21 protein-coding genes are annotated in these 22,791 nt (G+C 54.2%); 16 read left to right on the top strand and 5 right to left on the bottom strand.

All coding sequences use genetic code 11. The annotated features are described in order from the left end of the window. Window positions 1-150 precede the first annotated feature (150 nt). On the top strand, window positions 151-534 hold the full coding sequence (gene grcA, locus N5923_RS07595) for an autonomous glycyl radical cofactor GrcA (RefSeq protein WP_267143231.1): 384 nt from the start codon (window positions 151-153) through the stop codon (window positions 532-534). Between the two features lie 57 nt (window positions 535-591). Here grcA and srmB read toward each other — a convergent pair whose 3' ends face one another. Continuing rightward, window positions 592-1,923 carry an ATP-dependent RNA helicase SrmB gene (gene srmB / locus N5923_RS07590; protein ID WP_267143232.1) on the bottom strand — a complete coding sequence of 444 codons (1,332 nt, stop codon included), beginning with the start codon at window positions 1,921-1,923 and terminating at the stop codon, window positions 592-594. A 132-nt stretch (window positions 1,924-2,055) separates the two neighbouring features. Between srmB and trmN the strand changes: the two genes are divergently transcribed. Continuing rightward, window positions 2,056-2,793 carry a tRNA(1)(Val) (adenine(37)-N(6))-methyltransferase TrmN gene (gene trmN, locus N5923_RS07585; RefSeq protein ID WP_267143233.1) on the top strand — a complete coding sequence of 246 codons (738 nt, stop codon included), beginning with the start codon at window positions 2,056-2,058 and terminating at the stop codon, window positions 2,791-2,793. Here the strand turns inward: trmN and nadB are convergent. Continuing rightward, on the bottom strand, window positions 2,786-4,396 hold the full coding sequence (nadB, locus tag N5923_RS07580) for an L-aspartate oxidase (RefSeq protein WP_267143234.1): 1,611 nt from the start codon (window positions 4,394-4,396) through the stop codon (window positions 2,786-2,788). The genes trmN and nadB overlap by 8 nt on opposite strands. 466 nt (window positions 4,397-4,862) lie before the next feature. Between nadB and rpoE the strand changes: the two genes are divergently transcribed. The 11 genes from rpoE (at window position 4,863) to acpS (ending at window position 14,292) form a co-directional block, all read left to right on the top strand. Continuing rightward, a complete protein-coding gene (gene rpoE / locus N5923_RS07575; RefSeq protein ID WP_267143235.1) occupies window positions 4,863-5,438 on the top strand; it encodes an RNA polymerase sigma factor RpoE in 576 nt (191 codons plus the stop codon). A 30-nt stretch (window positions 5,439-5,468) separates the two neighbouring features. Then, window positions 5,469-6,122 (top strand): anti-sigma-E factor RseA, encoded by a 654-nt coding sequence (gene rseA / locus N5923_RS07570; protein ID WP_267143236.1) that lies wholly within the window; start codon window positions 5,469-5,471, stop codon window positions 6,120-6,122. Next, window positions 6,122-7,075, top strand: a complete 954-nt coding sequence (rseB, locus tag N5923_RS07565; protein ID WP_267143237.1) for a sigma-E factor regulatory protein RseB — start codon at window positions 6,122-6,124, stop codon at window positions 7,073-7,075. The genes rseA and rseB overlap by 1 nt, the downstream gene beginning before the upstream one ends. After that, window positions 7,072-7,530 (top strand): SoxR-reducing system protein RseC, encoded by a 459-nt coding sequence (gene rseC / locus N5923_RS07560; RefSeq protein WP_267143238.1) that lies wholly within the window; start codon window positions 7,072-7,074, stop codon window positions 7,528-7,530. The genes rseB and rseC overlap by 4 nt, the downstream gene beginning before the upstream one ends. Before the next feature lie 249 nt (window positions 7,531-7,779). Continuing rightward, entirely contained in the window at window positions 7,780-9,579 is a 1,800-nt protein-coding gene (gene lepA, locus N5923_RS07555; RefSeq protein WP_267143239.1) for a translation elongation factor 4, read from the top strand. Between the two features lie 12 nt (window positions 9,580-9,591). Next, complete coding sequence (gene lepB, locus N5923_RS07550; RefSeq protein ID WP_267143240.1) at window positions 9,592-10,566, top strand: signal peptidase I; 975 nt, start codon at window positions 9,592-9,594, stop codon at window positions 10,564-10,566. A gap of 150 nt (window positions 10,567-10,716) precedes the next feature. Then, on the top strand, window positions 10,717-11,397 hold the full coding sequence (gene rnc / locus N5923_RS07545) for a ribonuclease III (protein ID WP_017803142.1): 681 nt from the start codon (window positions 10,717-10,719) through the stop codon (window positions 11,395-11,397). 56 nt (window positions 11,398-11,453) lie between these two features. Beyond that, window positions 11,454-12,359 (top strand): GTPase Era, encoded by a 906-nt coding sequence (gene era / locus N5923_RS07540; protein WP_267143241.1) that lies wholly within the window; start codon window positions 11,454-11,456, stop codon window positions 12,357-12,359. A 7-nt stretch (window positions 12,360-12,366) separates the two neighbouring features. After that, window positions 12,367-13,104, top strand: coding sequence for a DNA repair protein RecO (gene recO, locus N5923_RS07535; protein ID WP_267143242.1), 738 nt, complete (start codon window positions 12,367-12,369; stop codon window positions 13,102-13,104). Window positions 13,105-13,180: 76 nt separating this feature from the next. Then, window positions 13,181-13,912 (top strand): pyridoxine 5'-phosphate synthase, encoded by a 732-nt coding sequence (pdxJ, locus tag N5923_RS07530; RefSeq protein WP_267143243.1) that lies wholly within the window; start codon window positions 13,181-13,183, stop codon window positions 13,910-13,912. Beyond that, window positions 13,912-14,292 (top strand): holo-ACP synthase, encoded by a 381-nt coding sequence (acpS, locus tag N5923_RS07525; protein ID WP_267143244.1) that lies wholly within the window; start codon window positions 13,912-13,914, stop codon window positions 14,290-14,292. The genes pdxJ and acpS overlap by 1 nt, the downstream gene beginning before the upstream one ends. A 45-nt stretch (window positions 14,293-14,337) precedes the next feature. Here the strand turns inward: acpS and N5923_RS07520 are convergent, their stop codons facing one another. Both N5923_RS07520 and N5923_RS07515 read right to left on the bottom strand, forming a co-directional pair. After that, on the bottom strand, window positions 14,338-14,589 hold the full coding sequence (locus N5923_RS07520; protein WP_267143245.1) for a YfhL family 4Fe-4S dicluster ferredoxin: 252 nt from the start codon (window positions 14,587-14,589) through the stop codon (window positions 14,338-14,340). Between the two features lie 172 nt (window positions 14,590-14,761). Further along, complete coding sequence (locus N5923_RS07515) at window positions 14,762-15,601, bottom strand: MurR/RpiR family transcriptional regulator (protein ID WP_267143246.1); 840 nt, start codon at window positions 15,599-15,601, stop codon at window positions 14,762-14,764. Window positions 15,602-15,864: 263 nt separating this feature from the next. Between N5923_RS07515 and yfhb the strand changes: the two genes are divergently transcribed. Both yfhb and tadA read left to right on the top strand, forming a co-directional pair. Next, entirely contained in the window at window positions 15,865-16,503 is a 639-nt protein-coding gene (yfhb, locus tag N5923_RS07510) for a phosphatidylglycerophosphatase C (protein ID WP_267143247.1), read from the top strand. Between the two features lie 100 nt (window positions 16,504-16,603). After that, window positions 16,604-17,098 (top strand): tRNA adenosine(34) deaminase TadA, encoded by a 495-nt coding sequence (gene tadA / locus N5923_RS07505; protein WP_267143248.1) that lies wholly within the window; start codon window positions 16,604-16,606, stop codon window positions 17,096-17,098. A 24-nt stretch (window positions 17,099-17,122) separates the two neighbouring features. On the opposite strand, the gene mltF is transcribed toward tadA, so the two are convergent. Next, the gene (gene mltF, locus N5923_RS07500; RefSeq protein WP_267143249.1) at window positions 17,123-18,580 is read right to left on the bottom strand and encodes a membrane-bound lytic murein transglycosylase MltF; all 1,458 of its coding nucleotides are present in this window, start codon (window positions 18,578-18,580) and stop codon (window positions 17,123-17,125) included. A gap of 268 nt (window positions 18,581-18,848) precedes the next feature. Between mltF and purL the strand changes: the two genes are divergently transcribed. Further along, window positions 18,849-22,739 (top strand): phosphoribosylformylglycinamidine synthase, encoded by a 3,891-nt coding sequence (gene purL / locus N5923_RS07495; RefSeq protein WP_267143250.1) that lies wholly within the window; start codon window positions 18,849-18,851, stop codon window positions 22,737-22,739. Window positions 22,740-22,791 lie beyond the last annotated feature (52 nt).

The following is a 22,791-nucleotide window of genomic DNA, read 5'->3' as shown; positions in this document are numbered from 1 at the left end:
TTGGCAGGGAATATTGATATAAATCATTACCTTGTGGACTGGCTGCATGAGGGGCTGGGCGGATAATTGATATATATCAAAGCTTCCCGTTGGCAGGGTTGGTATATAAACCTGAGCAACACCCTTTTTCACAAGCCTGGGAGGCATTATATGATTACCGGAATTCAAATCACCAAAGCCAGTGACAGCGGACTGCTGAACTCATTCTGGTTGCTGGATGAGGATAAGGCGCAGGCGCGCTGCGTCTGTGCTAAAGCGGGTTACAGTGAAGATCAGGTGGTTAATCTGAGCGATCTGGGACAGATCGAGTATCGCGAAGTACCCCTGGAAACTAAACCAGAAGTGCGGGTGGAAGGTGGCCAGCATCTTAATGTGAATGTGCTGCGTCGTGAAACCTTAATGGATGCCGTTGAGCACCCGGAAAATTATCCACAGCTGACGATTCGCGTCTCCGGCTATGCGGTGCGCTTTAACTCACTGACGCCTGAACAGCAGCGTGATGTGATTGCGCGTACGTTTACTGAAAGCCTGTAACATTTACGGCAGTAAAAAAGGAGCCTGATGGCTCCTTTTTTTGGTCAGTGAGTGTAATTATTCAGTACTCTCTTTTTTCACTTCACTGCTTGGCTTACGACGTTTACCGATATTTTTAGCGTCGCGATGACGCTTCTTAATCCGCGGTTTGGTCTCTTCGCTCTCTTTATCTTTTTTCTCTTTACGCTTCTCTAACGCTTTTTTCGATGGTTTGCCTTTCAGCTTCTCACTTGGAGCGCGCGTGGTCGGACGTAACTCATCGATTGTGCGAGATTTCAGCGGTTCATCGATATAGCGGGCGATTTTCCCCAGCAGCAGATGGTCATGCGCTTCAACCAGCGACAGGGCGGTCCCTTTCTTACCGGCACGGCCGGTACGGCCAATGCGGTGCAGATAAGTATCAGCCGTGCGCGGCATATCAAAGTTAAAGACGTGGCTGATATTATCGATATCAATCCCGCGCGAGGCGATATCGGTAGCAACCAGCACATTCACCCGGCCTTCACTCAGGCGTTTAAACGCTTCATTACGCTTGGCCTGCACCATCTCCCCTTCAAGGAAACTGGTGTTGATGCCGGCTTCACGCAACCAGCCGCACAGCTCATGTACACGCTCACGTTTACGCACAAAGACGATAGAGCGTGTCACTTCTTCCTGTTGCAGCAGGTGAATCAGCAGGGCGGTTTTATGTTTGATATCGTCAGCGCGATAGTACCATTGCAGGATTTTTTTACGTTCACGGCGCGCCGGGTCGGCTTCAACTTCCACCGGCTCATTCAGAATGCGCTTGGCGAATTCGGCAACCGCTTCGCTTTCCAGCGTCGCCGAGAACAGCATGGTCTGTTTGCGCCAGCGGGTTTCCGCCGCGATGGTCTCGATATCCTGCGCGAAACCCATGTCCAGCATACGGTCGGCTTCATCAAGGATCAGCGTCTCTACCGCACGGCAATCAAAATTTTCTTCTTTAATATATTGCAGCAGGCGACCGGTGGTGGCGACCACCACATCCTGGTTCTCGCTAAATACTTCAGCGTGGTTCATAAAGGCCACGCCGCCGGTAATAGTGGCGATATCCAGATGCGTATTTTTTGCCAGTTCACGCGCCTGGTCGGCAACCTGCATCGCCAGTTCACGCGTTGGGGTCAGGATCAAAATACGCGGTGGCCCCGATTTTTTACGCGGAAAGTCGATCAGATGCTGCAGTGCCGGCAGCAAGAAGGCAGCCGTTTTTCCTGTACCGGTTGGCGCCGAACCCAATACGTCACGGCCCTCCAACGCGGCCGGAATAGCTGCAGCCTGGATCGCGGTTGGGCGAGTGAAGCCTTTTTCCTGCAGGGCATCCAGCAGGCTTTCATCAAGTTCGAGTTCGGAAAAAGTGGTTACAGTCATGGTCTACCTCAGTTTGGGGCGCTGATTATAGACAGATTGAGCGCGATCTTCATCTGTTTGTGTTCAGTTGATGACTTTTCTCAAGTCTCAGTTTGTCCTATGCTAGCGCCGTTTCCCTTTCAGGTCAGTGTAATGTCACAACAAAAGGCCAATTTGCGCGCCAACGGATTTACGTTTAAACAATTTTTTGTTGCCCACGATCGCTGTGCGATGAAGGTGGGGACGGACGGGGTGCTACTCGGTGCCTGGGCGCCAGTGGCGCGAATTAACCGGGTGCTGGATATCGGTTGCGGTAGCGGCCTGATTGCGCTGATGCTGGCGCAGCGCACCGATGCCAGCGTGCGGGTGGACGGCGTCGAACTGGATGCCGAAGCGGCCGCGCAGGCGCAAGAGAATTGCGCGGCGTCGCCATGGGCAGCGCGTCTGGCGATCCATCAGCAGGATATTCGTCAGTTTGCGGCACAGTCGCAGGCGCGCTATTCGCTGATTGTCAGTAATCCGCCGTACTTTGCCGCCGGTTCCGCCTGTGCTTCGCCGCAACGTGCGGCCGCCCGCTATACCGATACGCTCGATCACCAGACACTGTTGAGCTGCGCTGAGCAACTTATCGACGAAGAAGGTTTTTTCTGCGTGGTGCTGCCGGCCGATGTCGGCAACCGTTTTGCCGGGATGGCAATTAGTCGTGGCTGGTTCTTACGTTATCGCACGGATGTGGCGGATAATGAAACTCGCCCACCCAATCGGGTGATGCTGGCGCTTTCGCCACAAGCGGGCGAGCAATTTGTCGACAGCATGGTGATTCGCGGGCCAGACCAGCAATATTCCGAAGCGCATTGCAGTCTGACCCGCGATTTCTACTTATTCAGATAACGCCTGGTTGCAGGATAGTCGGCAACGCCTGCGGCAGCTGTTCGGGATAGTCGAGGGTGAAGTGCAGTCCGCGACTCTCTTTGCGCTGCATGGCGCAGCGTACAATCAGCTCCGCCACCTGAACCAGATTACGCAGCTCCAGCAGATTGTTGGAGATGCGGAAATTGGCATAATATTCGTCGATCTCCTGTTGCAGCATGCTGATGCGGCGTAGTGCGCGCTCCAGGCGTTTCGTGGTGCGCACGATGCCGACATAGTCCCACATAAACAGCCGCAGTTCGTGCCAGTTATGCTGAATCACTACCCGCTCGTCGGAATCATCTACGCGGCTCTCATCCCATGCCGGCAGCTGCGTGACAATCTCACGCTGCGGCAGGCGCTGGCTGATATCTTCGGCGGCTGACCAGCCATACACCAGGCACTCCAGCAGCGAATTAGACGCCATACGGTTGGCGCCGTGCAGGCCGGTATAACTCACTTCACCAATCGCATACAGTCCGTCCAGATCGGTGCGGCCATGCTGATCGACCATCACGCCGCCGCAGGTGTAGTGGGCGGCCGGCACGATGGGGATTGGCTCTTTCGTCAGGTCAAAACCGAAGCTGAGCAATTTGTCATAAATCATCGGGAAATGGCTGCGCACAAAGTCGGCGGGCTGATGGCTGATATCCAGATACATGCAGTCTGCGCCGAGGCGTTTCATCTCGTGATCGATCGCGCGGGCAACGATATCACGCGGTGCCAGTTCGCCACGAGCATCGAAATCGGGCATAAAGCGCGTGCCATCCGGGCGTTTAAGATATGCGCCTTCGCCGCGCAGCGCTTCCGTCAGCAAAAAGTTACGCGCTTGCGGATGGAACAGGCAGGTGGGGTGGAACTGGTTAAATTCAAGATTGGCGACCCGGCATCCGGCGCGCCACGCCATGGCAATGCCGTCGCCAGAAGCGACATCCGGGTTGGTTGTGTACTGATAGACCTTCGCCGCACCGCCGGTGGCCAGCACAATTGAGCGCGCGCTACAGGTTTCGACTTTTTCGCGTTTACGGTTCCAGATATAAGCACCGACCACGCGACGCGCGCCGGCAATACCGATTTTGTCCGAGACAATCAGATCGATGGCGTTGCTGCGCTCGATAATGCGGATATTCGGATGGCTGAGCGCCTGGCTGACCAGTGTAGTTTCGACCGCTCGGCCGGTGGCGTCGGCGCTGTGCAAAATGCGGCGATGGCTGTGACCGCCTTCGCGCGTCAGGTGATAGTGCTCTTCGCCGTTAGCGCGCGTTTCTTTATCGAAAAGTACGCCATTGTCGATCAACCATTGCACGCACTGGCGGGCGTTACTGGCAATAAACGATACCGCTTCACGCTCGCAAAGACCATCGCCGGCAATCAGCGTATCTTCGATATGTGATTCAATGCTGTCGGTTTCATCAAACACCGCGGCGATGCCGCCCTGCGCATAGAATGTCGAGCCTTCACTCACCGGCCCTTTGCTTAAAACCGTGACCTGCTGGGTCTCCGCCAGTCGCAGCGCCAGTGAGAGTCCTGCGGCGCCGCTGCCAATAATCAACACGTCACAGCTGTAATCGGTCGAATGGGTCATGATGTTTAATATACTAAACAGGTTGTTTGCTGAGCATAGCGCCAATTTCTGCCGGGAAAAAGCCTTTTTTCTGCGCTGATCTCACAATGTTGTCATGTTTCTGTCAGGGGGATAACCGAAAATCATTGGCTTAGCGTTGGTTTTTGTCATGCTAAGTTTAATATTGCGAACTTTAGCGAATAAACGGCTTTTAGAGATGAAAAGCGCGGCTCCTTGCGTTACTCTGCGGGCGTCCGTCGGGATTCATATCGCAAGCGAATATGAAAGAAAGGTGGTGGCATACACTTTATCAGAAAGCAAAATAACCATGTGAAGTGTAAAAACAGCCCGGCGTTAAGACAAAAATAATGGCGTAACTGAACTAACGACAGAATGACCCCTCTAAGCGAGTGCTTGCTCAGAAAGTTGAGTCATTGCTGGTTATTCAATTACGCGTGGAAACAGATTTGGGGAGACATTACCTCGGATGAGCGAGCAGTTAACGGATCAGGTTCTCGTTGAGCGGGTGCAGAAAGGAGATCAGAAGTCATTCAATTTACTGGTTATTCGTTACCAGCATAAAGTGGCAAGTCTGGTTTCGCGCTACGTTCCGTCAGGTGACGTGCCTGATGTGGTACAAGAATCGTTTATCAAAGCCTACCGCGCACTGGAATCATTCCGTGGCGATAGCGCATTTTATACCTGGCTGTACCGCATTGCGGTGAATACAGCAAAGAATTACCTGGTTGCTCAGGGGCGTCGTCCGCCTGCCAGTGATGTGGATGCGATCGATGCGGAAAATTTTGAAAGCGCAGGCGCGCTGAAAGAAATTTCGAACCCTGAGAACTTAATGTTGTCTGAAGAATTGAAACAGATAGTTTTTCGTACCATTGAGTCACTCCCTGAAGACCTGCGTATGGCGATTACCCTGCGTGAGTTGGATGGCCTGAGCTATGAAGAGATAGCAGCCATTATGGATTGCCCCGTTGGTACCGTGCGTTCACGTATCTTCCGTGCTCGCGAAGCTATCGATAATAAAGTTCAACCGCTTATCCAACGTTAGCGATAACGGACACAGGAAGGGTACTAAGGCATGCAGAAAGAAAAACTTTCCGCTTTAATGGACGGTGAGGCTTTGGATAACGAAGTTTTATCCGCATTGTCTAAAGACGCCGCATTGCAGCAAAGCTGGGAAAGCTATCATCTGATCCGCGATACATTGCGTGGTGATGTTGAGCAGGTTGTGCATTTTGATATTGCGGCGCGTGTTGCTGCGGCTATTGAAAATGAACCTGTTCGCAAGGTGACTACGTTAATCCCGGAAGTGCAGCCAAAGCCAGAACGTTGGGAGAAAATGCCTTTCTGGCACAAAGTGCGTCCATGGGCCACACAGATCACGCAAGTTGGCGTGGCAGCCTGCGTCTCACTGGCAGTGATTGTCGGTGTGCAGCAGTATAACCAGCCTCAGCAAGATGGCGGCCAGCAGTCTGATTCACCGGTATTCAACACCTTACCGATGATGGGCAAGGCTTCTCCGGTGAGTTTAGGCGTGCCAGCGGACAACGCCAACGCCACGAATGCGCCACAGCAGGTGCAGGAGCAGCGCCGTCGGGTCAATGCATTGTTGCAGGATTACGAACTGCAGCGTCGTTTGCATTCGGAACAACTGCAGTTTGAACAGAACTCGCCACAACAGGCGGCGGTTCAGGTTCCAGGCAATCAGTCTTTAGGAACTCAGCAGCAGTAATGAAGCAGCTCTGGTGTGCCGTCAGCCTTATGGCTGGCAGCCTGATGTATTCATCTGTCGCCCCGGCGGAGACCACCTCCGGGGCGTTACTACAGCAGATGGAGCAGGCTAGTCAGTCTCTCAATTATGAACTCGCCTATATCAACGTCTCCAGGCTGGGGATCGAATCGTTACGCTATCGTCATGCTATCGTCGACAACAAAGTGTTCGCCCAGTTGTTGCAGATGGATGGCCCGCGACGTGAGATTATCCAGCGTGGTAATGACATCAGCTATTTTGAACCGGGCCTCGAACCTTTTACGCTCAACGGCAGCTATATTGTCGACTCGCTGCCGTCAGTGGTAAATGCTGACTTCCAGCAGCTCACCAGCAACTATGACTTTATCTCTGTTGGCCGTACGCGTATCGCTGACCAGCTGTGTGAAGTGATTCGCATCGTGGCGCGTGATGGTACGCGCTACAGCTATATCGTCTGGCTCGACAGCGATACTAAATTGCCGCTACGCGTCGATTTGCTGGATCGCGATGGTGAGACGTTAGAGCAGTATCGCGTGGTCAGTTTCGCCGTCGATGAAGGCGTGCGGAATATGATGCAGGGGCTGACTAAAGCCAATCTGCCGCCATCGCTTTCGGTTCCCGCTGCGGAGAAAGTGAGTTTTAACTGGAAGCCGACCTGGTTGCCGAGCGGTATGAAGCAGGTATCGCAAAGCCGTCGCAATATCCCTTCACTGAATAAGCCTGTCGAATCACGGCTTTACTCTGATGGTCTGTTTAGTTTCTCGATCAATATCAGTCCGGCGGATAAAAGCAGTTCTGCGCAGCTATTGCGCACAGGACGTCGTACGGTGCAGACTGTAGTGCGCGATAATAGCGAAATTACGATAGTGGGTGAGATTCCGCCATCGACCAGTAAACGCATTGCTGACAGTATTGATACCGGAACAAGCAAATGATGAGAGAATGGGCCACGGTGGTTTCGTGGCAAAACGGCGTGGCGACACTGCACTCCGAAATTAAAACCTCCTGCAACAGCTGCTCAGCGCGGAAAGGCTGCGGCAGTCATATGCTGAATAAACTTGGCGCAAAAAATGCCCATGTGATGCAGATTGCCAGCGAGCAGCCGCTGCAACCGGGTCAGCGTATTGAGCTGGGCATCAAAGAGAGCAGCCTGCTGGGTTCCGCTCTGCTGGTGTATATGACCCCGCTTGCTGGCCTGTTTCTGTTTTCCGCGCTGTTCCAGTCGCTGTTTAACAGCGATTTAGCTGCCGCGGTGGGCGCATTGCTCGGTGGTATTGGTGGTTTTATCGTCGCAAAAGGCATTTCCGCACGTTTTGGCGATCGTGAAGCTTTCCAGCCGATTATTTTAAGCGTCTCTTTGCCCCCTGAAGCGCTGCGTGTTGAAAGCTAACGCTGGCGCGCCAGAGTGCACTGGCGCTGGCTGTCTGCCGTTTTATGGCGGTAAATAGTTGCTTAATCCTGCTGAAATTCCCCTCACTCACTTTTTCTTATGTTCATCGCCTGCTGTGGATGATTCCACGACTCTGATATGTAGTGTAGAATGCAGCCTTTCGGACGGAAGTCCGCCTGTGAAATTACGCTCTCCGTGGCACACCTGTCGTGAGAGTTTCAGAATTTGTAAGGCAGAAAAATCTCTATAATGAAGCACATACGAAATTTCTCCATCATCGCACACATTGACCACGGTAAATCAACGCTCTCTGACCGTCTGATTCAAATCTGCGGTGGCTTAAGCGAGCGCGAAATGGCTGCGCAGGTTCTGGATTCCATGGATTTAGAACGTGAGCGTGGCATTACAATCAAAGCGCAGAGCGTGACGCTCGATTACAAAGCGCTAAACGGTGAAACTTACCAGCTCAATTTTATCGACACCCCGGGCCACGTTGACTTCTCTTATGAAGTTTCGCGCTCGCTGGCTGCCTGTGAAGGTGCGCTGTTGGTGGTTGATGCAGGGCAGGGTGTGGAAGCACAAACCCTGGCGAACTGCTATACCGCCATGGAAATGGATCTGGAAGTGGTGCCGGTACTGAATAAGATTGACCTGCCAGCAGCCGATCCCGATCGCGCCGCGCAGGAAATCGAAGATATCGTGGGCATTGACGCCACTGACGCGGTGCGCTGCTCAGCGAAGACCGGTGTTGGCGTACCTGAAGTGCTGGAGCGCCTGGTGCGTGATATTCCGGCGCCGGAAGGTGATCCGGCCGCGCCGTTGCAGGCACTGATTATCGACTCCTGGTTCGACAACTATCTCGGCGTTGTTTCGCTGGTGCGTATTAAAAACGGCACCATGCGTAAAGGCGACAAAATCAAAGTGATGAGTACCGGCCAGGTGTATAACGCCGAGCGTCTGGGTATTTTCACCCCGAAACGTGTTGATCGCGATGTACTGAACTGCGGCGAAGTAGGCTGGCTGGTTTGTGCGATTAAAGACATCCTCGGTGCGCCAGTTGGCGATACGCTGACCTTAGCGCGCAACTCAGCCGATAAAGCGCTGCCGGGCTTTAAAAAAGTGAAGCCGCAGGTTTACGCCGGTCTGTTCCCGATCAGCTCAGACGATTATGAAGCCTTCCGCGATGCGCTGGGCAAACTGAGCCTGAACGATGCCTCCCTGTTCTATGAACCAGAAAGTTCTACCGCGCTGGGCTTCGGCTTCCGTTGTGGCTTCCTCGGTTTGCTGCATATGGAGATCATTCAGGAGCGTCTGGAGCGTGAGTACGACCTTGACCTGATTACTACCGCACCGACGGTAGTCTATGAAGTGGAAACCACTGCGGGTGAGACGGTCTATGTTGATAGCCCGGCTAAGCTGCCAGCGCTGAACAGCATCGCTGAACTGCGCGAACCGATTGCGGAGTGTCATATGCTGCTGCCGCAGGAGTATCTCGGTAATGTGATTACACTGTGCATCGAGAAGCGTGGCGTGCAGACCAATATGGTTTACCACGGCAACCAGGTGGCGCTGACTTATGAAATTCCGATGGCGGAAGTGGTTCTCGACTTCTTTGACCGTCTGAAGTCGACTTCACGCGGTTATGCGTCGCTGGATTATAATTTTAAACGTTTTCAAACCTCTGACATGGTACGTGTTGATGTGCTGATTAACGCCGAGCGTGTAGATGCGCTGGCGCTGATCACTCACCGTGATAACTCGCAGTATCGTGGTCGCGATCTGGTGGAAAAGATGAAAGAGTTGATTCCACGTCAACAGTTCGATATCGCGATTCAGGCGGCGATTGGCAACCATATTATTGCCCGGTCCACCGTCAAGCAGCTGCGTAAAAACGTCCTGGCCAAGTGCTATGGCGGTGACGTCAGCCGTAAGAAAAAACTGTTGCAGAAACAGAAAGATGGTAAGAAACGTATGAAGCAGGTCGGTAACGTAGAGCTGCCGCAGGAAGCGTTCCTTGCCATTCTGCATGTTGGCAAAGACAGCAAATAAGGAAATCGTTTAATGGCTAATACCTTCGCCCTGATCCTGTTTATCGCGACAGTGGTGACCGGCATCGTCTGGTGTCTTGATAAGTTCAAACTGGCGCCCGCGCGCCGTGCAAAACTGGCCGAAGTGCGCGCGCAAACCGGTAATGCCGTCGATGATAAAACGCTGGCAAAAGTGGCTAAACAGCCAGGTTGGGTCGAAACGGCTGCATCGGTGTTCCCGGTGCTGGCGGTGGTATTTATCGTGCGTTCGTTTGTGTACGAGCCATTTCAGATCCCTTCCGGCTCTATGATGCCAACGTTGTTGATCGGTGATTTTATCCTGGTGGAGAAATTCGCCTATGGTATTAAGGATCCGATTACCCAGACGACTCTTATCCCTACCGGACATCCGAAACGCGGCGATATTGCAGTGTTTAAATATCCGAAGGATCCGAGTCTGGATTATATTAAACGCGTGGTAGGTTTACCGGGCGATCGGGTTAGCTACGATCCGGAAAGCAAAACGGTGACTATCAACCCGGCCTGTGACAGCGGCCAGTCGTGTAACACGGCGTTGCCGGTGACCTATTCCGATGTGCAACCAAGTGACTTTATTCAGACCTTTAGCGGCTTTGCCGGCAATGAATCCGGTAACGGTTTCTTCCAGGTGCCGCAGGGCGAATCGATGAAGGGGGGCCTGCGTCTGGCAACCCGTAATGAGACGCTGGGCGATGTGTCGCATCGTATTCTGATGGTAACCGAAGCGCAGAGCCAGCCAGGCATGTACTATCGTCAGCCAGGCCAGCCGCAGTCAACATGGGTAGTGCCGCAAGGCCAGTACTTTATGATGGGCGACAACCGCGATAACAGCGCTGACAGCCGTTATTGGGGCTTTGTACCGGAGAGAAATCTGGTTGGTAAAGCGACCACTATCTGGATGAGCTTTGAGAAGCAGGAAAATGAGTGGCCAACCGGTGTTCGTCTGAGCCGTATTGGCGGAATTCATTGATTGCCGCCCGCAGCAATGCGGGCAATATCTGGATCCAAAGGTTGGCTTCCTGCGGGAAGCCACTGCAAACGAAACTGTTTAGTGTTGGTTTTTAAGTCAGCCCTGTTCCGTGTGCAGAATATATTGACGCATTCTTGAAATTGGTAACGCATGAACCCCATCGTAATTAACAGGCTGCAGCAAAAGCTGGGCTACACTTTTACTCATCAGGAATTATTGCAGCAGGCATTAACCCATCGTAGTGCCAGCAGCAAGCATAATGAACGGCTCGAATTCCTTGGCGACTCTATTCTTAGTTATGTGATTGCTAATGCCCTTTACCACCGCTTCCCGCGGGTGGATGAAGGTGATATGAGTCGCATGCGCGCCACGCTGGTACGGGGTAACACGCTGGCGGAGATGGCGCGTGAGTTCGATCTCGGTGAGTGTTTGCGTCTGGGGCCGGGCGAACTTAAAAGCGGCGGTTACCGCCGTGAGTCAATTCTGGCCGATACCGTCGAAGCGCTGATTGGTGGCGTGTTCCTGGATAGTAATATTCAGACCGTCGAACAACTGATCCTTAACTGGTATCAGTCGCGCCTTGATGACATCAGCCCGGGCGACAAACAGAAAGATCCAAAAACGCGTCTGCAGGAGTATCTGCAGGGTCGCCACTTACCGCTGCCCTCCTATCTGGTGGTGCAGGTGCGTGGTGAAGCGCATGACCAGGAATTTACTATTCACTGTCAGGTGAGCGGTATGGCAGAACCGGTGGTAGGCACCGGATCAAGCCGTCGCAAAGCTGAACAGGCAGCGGCCGAACAGGCGCTGATTAAGCTTGGACTTGAATAAGTGAATAACACATTACAATCAGCAGCGAAACAGGCGCTGATTAACTCAGGACTCGAATGAGCGAACAACAGACCCATTGCGGCTTTATTGCTATTGTAGGCCGCCCAAACGTTGGTAAATCTACCCTGCTGAACCAGTTACTGGGGCAGAAGATTTCCATCACCTCGCGTAAACCGCAAACCACCCGTCACCGCATTATGGGTATCCATACCGAAGGGGCTTATCAGGCGATCTACGTCGATACCCCGGGCTTGCATATGGAAGAAAAGCGCGCAATTAACCGCCTGATGAACCGCGCAGCAAGCAGCTCGATTGGTGATGTTGAGCTGGTAATCTTTGTGGTTGAAGGCACGCGCTGGACCGCCGACGATGAAATGGTGCTGAATAAGCTGAAAGATAACCGCGTGCCGGTGATTCTGGCGATCAACAAAGTGGATAACGTCACCGATAAAAGTATCCTGCTGCCGCATATGCAGTTCCTTAGCCAGCAGATGGACTTTATGGATATGGTGCCGATCTCCGCGGAAACCGGCAAAAATGTTGATACCATTGCCAGCATCGTGCGTAAGCGCCTGCCGGTGGCCGATCACCATTTCCCGGAAGATTACATTACTGACCGTTCGCAGCGCTTTATGGCCTCGGAAATTATCCGTGAGAAACTGATGCGTTTCCTTGGTGCTGAGCTGCCTTATTCGGTTACCGTGGAGATTGAGCGCTTTATCACTAACGAGCGCGGCGGCTACGATATTAATGGTCTGATTCTGGTAGAGCGTGAAGGCCAGAAGAAGATGGTGATTGGCAACCAGGGTTCCAAGATTAAAACCATCGGTATCGAAGCGCGTAAAGATATGGAAGATATGTTTGAGGCGAAAGTGCACCTTGAACTGTGGGTTAAAGTGAAGTCTGGCTGGGCGGATGACGAACGTGCATTGCGCAGCCTGGGCTATACAGACGATCTGTAAATCCTGAATGGAAGGCTGGCAACGCGCGTTTGTCCTGCATGGGCGTCATTACAGCGAAACCAGTCTGCTGTTAGATCTGTTTACTGAAAGCCACGGACGTGTGCGGGTACTGGCTAAAGGCGCCCGCTCAAAACGCTCCAATCTGAAAGGCGCGTTACAGCCTTTTACACCGTTGCTGGTCCGCTGGGGCGGGCGCGGTGAAGTCAAAACCCTGCGCGGTGCTGAAGCGGTCTCGCTGTCACTGCCGCTAAGCGGCATCACTCTCTACTGTGGTCTGTACGTCAATGAACTGGTCTCGCGAGTACTGCAACACGAAACGCCTTTCCCGGAGCTGTTCTTCGACTATCTGCACTGTATCCAGACCTTAGCGGGCATCAGCAGTTCGCCGGAACCGGCGCTGCGCCGTTTTGAGCTGGCGATGCTTGGCCATCTTGGCTATGGCGTCGATTTCCTGCACTGTGCCGGCAGCGGGGAAGAGGTGGCGGATGAGATGACCTACAGCTACCGTGAAGAGAAAGGCTTTATTGCCAGTCTGGTGATTAATAACCGCAGCTTTACCGGCCGCCATTTGCGTGCGCTGTATGAGCGTGAATTTCATGACGCTGACAGCTTACGCGCGGCAAAACGCTTTACCCGCATCGCATTAAAACCCTACCTCGGCGGTAAGCCGCTTAAAAGCCAGGAGCTTTTCCGCCAGTTTGTGCCAAAAAAACGTGCAGATGCACCGCCTGCGGACGCAGAATAGCGACAGGGAGTTCCGACTGTCGCGCTTAACGTTGTAAACTGCCTCCCTGTCTTTCGAAAAAAATCTGAGGATTGTCATGGCTGAGTTGTTGTTGGGCGTCAATATCGATCATGTGGCTACTGTGCGTAACGCACGTGGCACCAACTATCCCGATCCGGTTCAGGCGGCGTTTGTCTCTGAGCAGGCAGGCGCAGACGGCATCACCGTGCATCTGCGTGAAGACCGTCGTCATATCACTGATCGCGACGTACGTATTTTACGTCAGACGATTCAGACAAGGATGAATCTGGAGATGGCGGTCACCGACGAAATGGTCGATATTGCCTGCGAAGTGAAACCGCATTTCTGCTGTCTGGTACCGGAAAAACGCCAGGAGGTCACCACTGAGGGTGGTCTGGATGTCGCCGGTCAGCTGACGAAAGTCACTGCTGCCGTTAGTCGTCTGAATAGCGCCGGCATCCTGGTATCGCTGTTTATCGACGCCGACGAGCGCCAGATTGACGCGGCGGTCGCTTCTGGTGCGCCCTGGATTGAGATCCATACCGGCGCTTACGCGGAAGCTGAAGAGGGCCCAGCGCGTGATGCAGAGCTGGCGCGCATCACCGCCGCAGCAAGTTACGCGGCGGGTAAAGGCCTGAAGGTTAATGCCGGGCATGGTCTGACTTATCACAATGTGCTGCCGATTGCGGCGCTGCCGGAGATGCATGAACTGAATATCGGCCACGCGATTATTGGACGTGCGGTGATGAGCGGTCTGGCGGATGCGGTAAAAGAGATGAAGCAGCTGATGCGGGAAGCGCGTCGTTAATGGCTATCCTCGGGCTGGGTACCGATATCGTTGAGATCGCGCGCATCGAAGGCGTGATTTCGCGCTCCGGTGATCGTCTGGCGCAGCGTGTGCTCAGCAGCAACGAGTGGGCACAATATCAGGCGCATCAGCAACCGGTGCGTTTTCTCGCCAAGCGATTTGCGGTGAAAGAGGCGGCGGCTAAAGCCTTTGGCACTGGCATCCGTGGCGGTTTAGCCTTTAACCAGTTTGAAGTGTATAACGACGAGCTGGGTAAGCCAGGACTGCGTTTTTTCCAGCATGCGGCGGAAGTGGCGGCAAAGCTTGGGGTAAAATATGTGCACGTGACGCTGGCGGATGAGCGGAACTATGCCTGCGCCACGGTAATCATTGAAAATTAAGTTATACCCCACGGGCGTCGTTACCGACGCCCCTGCCGGATAGCTTTATGCGTGGTGCATCACCACAAACTTCTCCCACAACGCTTCTTTACTTTCAATATGCTGCGGGTCGGTAATAATGGTGTTATCGATCGGACAGACCTGCATACAGGTCGGCGTATCATAGTGACCAACGCATTCAGTACAGCTATTCACATCGATCTGATAGATCTCATCACCCATTGAGATGGCATTATTAGGGCATTCGGGCTGACACATATCACAGTTGATACAGCGCTTGGTTATTAGTAAAGCCATTTCAGTTATTTACGCTTAAAGTTTATATAAATTAATAAGTTAAATTCTATTGTCGCCCATGTCCGACAGCTGTCAGGCAGTTTTTTATGTCGCGAACAATAACATAAAAAGAAAGTGCCCCCAATGATCACCGTCATAAGGGGCACTCCACACTACTGATCGCGATATACCCTCACACCAGCTTTTTCACCAGCGCTTCACTATGACGAATATGGCTGGAGGCGCGCTGCGGATCGTTCTGGATCAGCGCCATAAACAGCAGGTCGGTCAGCGCCAGCTGAGCGGTGGTGGATGAAATCGCCGCGCTGCGGGTGGTTTGCTCTTCGGCCACGGTATACAGGCAGTGGCTGGCGGATTGTTGCAGAGTATTGGGCGTAAAACCGGTAAACGCCAGCACATCGGCGCCGGCCAGGCGCGCTTCCTGTGCGGCAAGATTGATCTCACGGCGTTCGCCGCTATATGAGATCGCCAGCAGCAGATCGCCGGCTTTCATCGCCTGTACGCTGGCCAGCAGCGCATGCATATCCTGCTCCGCTACCGCGCTGATGCCGATTTTCATCAGCTTCCAGGAGAAGTCTTTTGCCACCAGGCCCGAGGCGCCGATACCGACCAGCACAATACGATGGGCGGACTTCAACAGCCGCAACGTCTCGATCAGCTTCTCTTCACTGTTAATATCCAGCGTGGCGCGGATCGCCGATTGCTTCTCGGCAAACAGCTTCTCGCCAACGACTTTCAGCGGATCATCACTTAAAATCTGATTATGGACGGTGATCGCATCTTTTTCTGAGAGGGATTCACTGAGCGCCAGTTTCAATGCCGGGAAGCCTTTATAACCCAGCTTTTGCGCGAATTTGACCACGCTGGACTGGCTGACGCCGGACTCCTCCGCCAGCTTTTGCGAGCTGAGGTGACGAGCGCGATCCGGCTGCGACAGCAGGTAATCCGCCAGCCGGCGTTCGTTTAACGCCAGTCGCGGATAGAGCTGTCGAATGCGCAGCAGTGAACTCATTCTGTTTTCCTCTGATTAACGCGATAGCATGAGCTTACCTACCTGCGTCGAACTGATGTCCTGAATATGAATAACTTAGTCTACCGTGCCCCGCTGTGCGATCCATGATTAAAACAGGTAAAAGGGATAACTTGCGTGGAAATTGATCGATACGGTAAAGCACGGGTTGAGTTTACCGCTTCTGTCTACACTTGTTATGGTAGCTCTGACAGTGGCGACAGCAGTTGCCCGACTAATTGGTATTTTACCCTGAGGAGTATTGTTTGATTAAGGGATCACCAAAGCGCGTAGTATTTTTCGATTTGGATGGCACGCTGCATCAGCAGGATATGTTTGGCACATTTATGCGCTATTTGCTGTGGCGTCAGCCGCTTAATCTGCTGCTGGTGACGCCTTTGTTGCCGGTAATTGGTCTGGCTCTGCTGATCAAGGGCCGCGCTGCACGCTGGCCGATGAGCCTGTTACTGTGGGCAATCACCTTTGGTCATAGTGAGGAGCGCTTACGCCAGCGCGAGCAGGCTTTTGCCGAGTGGTTTCGCCCGCGCGTAACCGCTTTTCCGGTGGTGGTGAAGCGTCTGACCGATTATCTGAGCAGCGAAGACGCCGATGTCTGGCTGATTACCGGCTCGCCGCAGTCGCTGGTGGAGCAGGTCTATCATGATTCGCCGTTTCTGCCGCGGGTAAAACTGATTGCCAGCCAGATGGCGCGTGGCTTTGGCGGCCGGGTGCTGGCGATGCGCTGTTTAGGTCATGAAAAAGTGGCGCGGCTGGAGGATCAGATTGGTACGCCGTTGCAGTTGTATAGCGGTTATAGCGACAGCAAGCAGGATAACCCGCTGCTGTTCTTCTGCCAGCACCGCTGGCGTGTCACGCCGACAGGACAGTTGCAACAGCTGGAGTAGTGGCAGGGCGGCCAGGTTTGCCCTCCTCTGTAACAGGTTTCACTTAGTCTCCTCAGCATTTTAGGTATAATGCCCCGCTTTTCCCCCACTGGAGACTCAGGTGAGCAACAACAACAACGATGAATTCTGGATGCGTCACGCCTTAACGCTGGCTCAACGCGCCTGGGATGAAGGTGAAGTTCCGGTGGGTGCGGTGCTGGTACTGGGCGACCGGGTGGTGGGGGAAGGGTGGAACCGGCCGATAGGCCATCATGATCCGACCGCTCATGCCGAAATTATGGCGTTGCGTCAGGGCGGCCAGGCGCTGGAAAACTATCGCCTGATCGATACCACGCTCTACGTAACCCTCGAACCCTGCGTGATGTGTGCAGGCGCGATGGTGCATAGCCGCATTGGACGCGTGGTGTTTGGCGCGCGGGATGAGAAAACCGGCGCCGCAGGTTCGCTGATGGATGTGCTGGGCCATCCGGGGATGAACCACCAGGTACAGATAATGGAAGGGGTGCTGGCGACGGAGTGTGCAGGCATGCTGAGTGATTTTTTCCGTATGCGCCGTGAACAAAAAAAGGCACTGCGTAAAGCACTCAATCAGTAACGGCGGCCTGCGCCACCGTTATCGTCAGTTAAGCGCAATCACCGGTTCCACCGTCGGATAACCTTTACCCAGTTCGGCTTCCATCGCTGCCTGCTGGGCCAGTTTTCTCTCCTGATCCTGCAAATACCCCACCAGACTGATCTGATACTTACGGATATTCTCTACGTAAGCGTATGCTTCATGGCCGCGCGCATAGCCGTAAGTGGTCTGGCTGTAATAGCGTTTCTGGCTCAGCATCGGCAGACGCACTTTAACGTCAGCCCAGCTGTCCGGGTTGCCTTTCTGTTTCTCGGTCAGCCTGCGTGCATCCAGCATATGGGCATACCCCATATTGTAAGCCGCCAGCGCAAACCAGATGCGCTCATCCTCCGGGATGGTCGCGGGCACTTTTTCCATCATGCGCTGTAAATATTCGCTGCCACCACGAATGCTCTGCTCCGGATCCAGCCGGTCATCAACGTTCAGACTGTCAGCGGTGTTGCGCGTCAGCATCATCAGGCCACGCACGCCGGTAGGCGAGGTAGCCTGCGGATTCCAGTGCGACTCCTGGTAGGAGATCGCCGCCAGCAAACGCCAGTCGATATTGCTGGCATAGCGTTCAAACAGCGGCTTGATATCGGGCAGGGTACCGTCAATCGCGCGCAGGAAGGTGCGGGTATCCACGTAATCAAAGGTGCCAACGTGACCAAGATACTTCTCTTCCAGGCGCGCCATGCTGCCTTCTTCGCTCATCTGGCTGAAGAAATCGAGCATCGCCGCATCGAGGGTGTCATCCTCGTCACGCTGCATATACCAGGTCACCGGCTCTTCATCGGTAATATCAAAGGCCACCGCCAGCTGCGGATGGATACGTTGCAGCAGGCCGATGGTTACCGAATCACCGACGGTATATTCGAGTTTACCGTCCGCTACCGCTTCCAGCAGAGCTTTCGGCCCCTGATCGGTCGAGATAGCCCAGTCGAGATCCGGATACTGATTTTGCCTGGCGTTGCGCAACGTTGACAGATAAGCGGAACCGGAGGCCACCGTCAGACGGCCTTTCAGATCGCCAAGACTTTTAGGGCGCGGTTTGCCAATACGGTATACCAGCTGCTGGGAAACGGAATAGTAGGTCGGGCCGGTGCGAAACCGTGCCAGTCTTTCACTGTTGTAGTTAAGGCCGGCGGCCAGAATATCGGCCTTGTCATCGTCAAGGTCGTCAAACAGATCGCTGAGATTCTGACGCACGGTCACTTCCAGGCGAACGCCCAGATAACCGGCAAAACGTTTTGCCAGCTCGTAGTCCATCCCGGCCGGTGATTTATTGATGGTGTAATACGTTAGCGGGGAATTAATGGTGCTGATACGTAGTACGCCCCGCGATTTTATCTGTGCGATTCGATCTTGCGAACCCCCGTACCAGGGGATCGATGGCCACAGCGCCAGCGCCAGCAGCACGGTGATCAGCCCGATCAGCAGATAATTAATTTTTAGGCGTTTCAAATAGTTATCTCTTGGTTGCCCGCAGGCCTCTGTCTCTTTCGGCAGTATTAGTTATGGTGGATTTCCCAGAGCGTGGGGCATTTTGCGCAACAAAGTGCAGCGCTGCAACTAATTCAGCAGTTTTTGCGCAATTTTAAGCCAATTCCTGTATCCGAGAAATTGTGCGCAAACGGTTTCGTTGGGGCCGCGGATTCTCTATAATAGCGCCCGCTTTCCCTGTTGCGCCCAAAGAAGCGTCGCCCGGCGCTTCGAAGACGAGAGATCTTTGATGATGGAAATTCTGCGTGGTTCGCCCGCTCTGTCGGCATTTCGTGTAAACAAACTGCTGGCCCGATTTCAGGACGCTCACCTGCCGGTGAGTGATATTTACGCTGAGTACGTCCATTTTGCTGATGTCAGCGCGCCGCTCGCAGCTGACGAAAAAGCCCGCCTTCAGCGTCTGCTGAAGTACGGCCCGTCTCTCGCTGAGCATGCGCCGCAAGGCCGTTTATTGCTGGTGACCCCACGTCCAGGCACCATTTCGCCATGGTCTTCTAAAGCTACCGATATTGCCCATAACTGCGATTTACCACAGGTGCTGCGCCTTGAGCGCGGACTGGCGTTCTATCTGCAGGCGCCACAGCTGACCGAAGCACAGTGGACGCAGCTGGGTGGACTGCTGCATGACCGCATGATGGAGACGATCTTCACCGAGCTGGATCAGGCTGAGCAGCTGTTTGCTCACCATCAGCCGCAGCCGTTGCAGAGCGTCGATCTGCTGGGTGAAGGGCGCAATGCGCTGGTGCAGGCTAACCAGAAGCTGGGTCTGGCGCTGGCGGATGATGAAATTGATTATCTGCAGGCCGCGTTTGAAAAACTGGGGCGCAACCCGAACGACATCGAGCTGTATATGTTTGCTCAGGCAAACTCAGAGCACTGTCGCCATAAAATTTTCAACGCCGACTGGATTATTGATGGTCAGCAACAGCCTAAATCGCTGTTTAAGATGATCAAAAACACCTTTGAACAGACCCCTGACTATGTGCTGTCAGCGTATAAAGATAACGCCGCAGTGATGGAAGGTTCGCAGATTGGCCGTTTCTACGCCGATGCAGATAAAGGTGTATATGACTTCCATCAGGAAGATGCGCATATTCTGATGAAGGTGGAAACCCATAACCATCCGACGGCGATTTCACCATGGCCTGGCGCGGCAACCGGCTCCGGCGGTGAAATCCGTGATGAAGGCGCGACCGGTCGTGGTGCGAAACCCAAAGCGGGTCTGGTGGGCTTCTCCGTCTCCAACCTGCGTATTCCGGGCTTTGAACAGCCGTGGGAAGAAGATTTTGGTAAGCCAGACCGCATCGTTACCGCGCTGGATATTATGACCGATGGCCCACTTGGCGGTGCGGCATTTAACAACGAATTTGGTCGTCCGGCGCTGAATGGCTACTTCCGTACTTATGAAGAGCGGGTTAACAGCCATAATGGCGTTGAGCTGCGTGGCTACCATAAACCGATTATGCTGGCGGGCGGTATCGGCAATATCCGTGCTGACCACGTACAGAAAGGTGAGATCACCGTTGGCGCCAAACTGATTGTGCTGGGTGGTCCGGCGATGAATATCGGTCTGGGCGGCGGCGCAGCATCTTCGATGGCTTCCGGCCAGTCCGATGCCGATCTTGATTTTGCTTCCGTGCAGCGCGACAACCCGGAAATGGAACGTCGTTGTCAGGAAGTGATCGACCGCTGCTGGCAGCTGGGCGAAGACAACCCGATTCTGTTTATCCATGACGTTGGCGCAGGCGGTCTGTCAAATGCGATGCCAGAACTGGTCAGCGATGGCGAGCGCGGCGGCAAGTTTAACCTGCGTGATATCCTTAACGACGAACCGGGCATGAGTCCGCTGGAAGTCTGGTGTAACGAGTCGCAGGAACGTTATGTGCTGGCAGTATCACCGGATAAACTGGCGCAGTTCGCCAGCCTTTGTGAGCGTGAGCGCGCACCTTATGCCGTCATCGGTGAAGCCACTGAAGAGCTGCATCTGAGCCTCTCTGACAGCCATTTCGATAATAAACCGATCGATATGCCGCTGGATGTGCTGCTGGGTAAAACGCCGAAGATGACCCGAGACGTCACTACCCTGCAGGCCAAAGGCGAAGCGCTGGTACGTGATGGCATCACTATTGAAGATGCGGTGAAACGTGTACTGCATCTGCCAACCGTGGCGGAAAAAACCTTCCTTATCACCATCGGTGACCGTAGCGTAACCGGTATGGTGGCGCGCGATCAGATGGTAGGCCCGTGGCAGATCCCGGTCGCTAACTGTGCGGTGACCACCGCCAGCCTCGACAGCTACTACGGCGAAGCGATGGCGTTGGGCGAGCGCGCACCGGTTGCGCTGCTTGACTTTGCCGCTTCAGGCCGTCTGGCGGTAGGTGAAGCGCTGACCAATATCGCGGCGACGCAGATTGGTTCGCTGAAGCGCATCAAGCTGTCGGCAAACTGGATGGCGGCGGCCGGACACCCGGGTGAAGATGCTGGCCTGTATGCGGCAGTGAAAGCGGTCGGCGAAGAGCTGTGCCCGGCGCTGGGTATTACCATTCCGGTGGGCAAAGACTCCATGTCGATGAAAACCCGCTGGCAGCAGGGTACCGAACAGCGCGAGATGACTTCGCCGCTGTCGCTGGTAATTACTGCGTTTGCCCGCGTCGAAGACGTGCGTCGCACCGTAACGCCACAGCTGCAACCGCAGCAGGATAATGCGCTGCTGTTAATCGATCTGGGCCAGGGGCAGAATGCGCTGGGTGCAACTGCGCTGTCACAGGTTTACCGTCAGCTGGGCGAGAAACCAGCTGACGTGCGTGACGCACAGCAGCTGGCAGGCTTCTTTAACGCTATCCAGACGCTGGTGGCCGACGAGAAACTGCTGGCTTACCACGACCGTTCTGATGGTGGTTTGCTGGTGACGCTGGCGGAAATGGCCTTTACCGGCCACTGCGGCGTGGAAGTGGATATTGCCGCGCTGGGCAGCGATAACCTGGCGGCGCTGTTTAATGAAGAACTGGGTGCAGTCATTCAGGTTGCCGCACGGGATCGCGCGCAGGTGGAGCAGGTGCTGGCCGACAACGGGCTGGCAGAATGCGTGCACTTCCTCGGTCAGGCGCAGAGCGGCGATCGCTTTGTGATCCGCGCCGGTGATAAAGCGCTGTACAGCGAAAGCCGCACCACACTGCGTACCTGGTGGGCAGAAACCACCTGGCAGATGCAGCGTCTGCGTGATAATCCGATCTGTGCCGATCAGGAACACGAAGCGAAGAAAAATGATACCGATCCGGGTCTCAACGTTAACCTGAGCTTTAAGCCGGAAGAAGATATCGCCGCGCCGTTTATCGCCACTGGCGCCCGTCCGAAAGTGGCGGTGCTGCGTGAGCAGGGCGTTAACTCGCATGTGGAAATGGCTGCCGCATGGCATCGCGCCGGTTTTGATGCAGTCGACGTTCATATGAGCGATCTGCTGGCGGGTCGTACGGGTCTGGCAGATTTCCAGGCGCTGGTTGCCTGTGGTGGCTTCTCGTACGGTGACGTGCTGGGCGCCGGTGAAGGCTGGGCGAAATCGATTCTGTTTAACAGCCGCGTGCGTGATGAGTTTGAAACCTTCTTCCATCGTCCACAGACGCTGGCGTTGGGTGTCTGTAACGGTTGTCAGATGATGTCGAACCTGCGCGAACTGATTCCGGGCAGCGAAAACTGGCCGCGCTTTGTGCGCAACCAGTCGGAGCGTTTTGAAGCGCGCTTTAGCCTGGTCGAAGTCGCCGCCAGCCCGTCGCTGCTGCTGGATGGAATGGTCGGTTCACGGATGCCAATCGCGGTTTCCCATGGCGAAGGTTTTGTTGAAGTGCGTGATAACGCGCATCTGGCGACGCTGGAGCATCAGGGACTGGTCGCGCTACGCTACGTTGATAACTTTGGCAAAGTGACTCAGGATTATCCGGCCAACCCGAACGGTTCACCAAACGGCATTACGGCGGTATCGAACGAAAGTGGTCGTGTGACCATTATGATGCCGCACCCGGAGCGAGTATTCCGCACCGTCAGCAACTCCTGGCATCCAGCCGAGTGGGGCGAAGACAGTCCGTGGATGCGTATCTTCCGTAATGCGCGTAAGCAACTGGGCTAAACGTTAACTGCTCAATTATCAGAAGGCCGGATTATTCCGGCCTTTTTTGTAT

The sequence above is a fragment of the Winslowiella arboricola genome, from assembly GCF_025527015.1.
Taxonomy (GTDB): domain Bacteria; phylum Pseudomonadota; class Gammaproteobacteria; order Enterobacterales; family Enterobacteriaceae; genus Erwinia; species Erwinia arboricola.
This window is presented reverse-complemented; position numbering and strand designations above follow the sequence as displayed.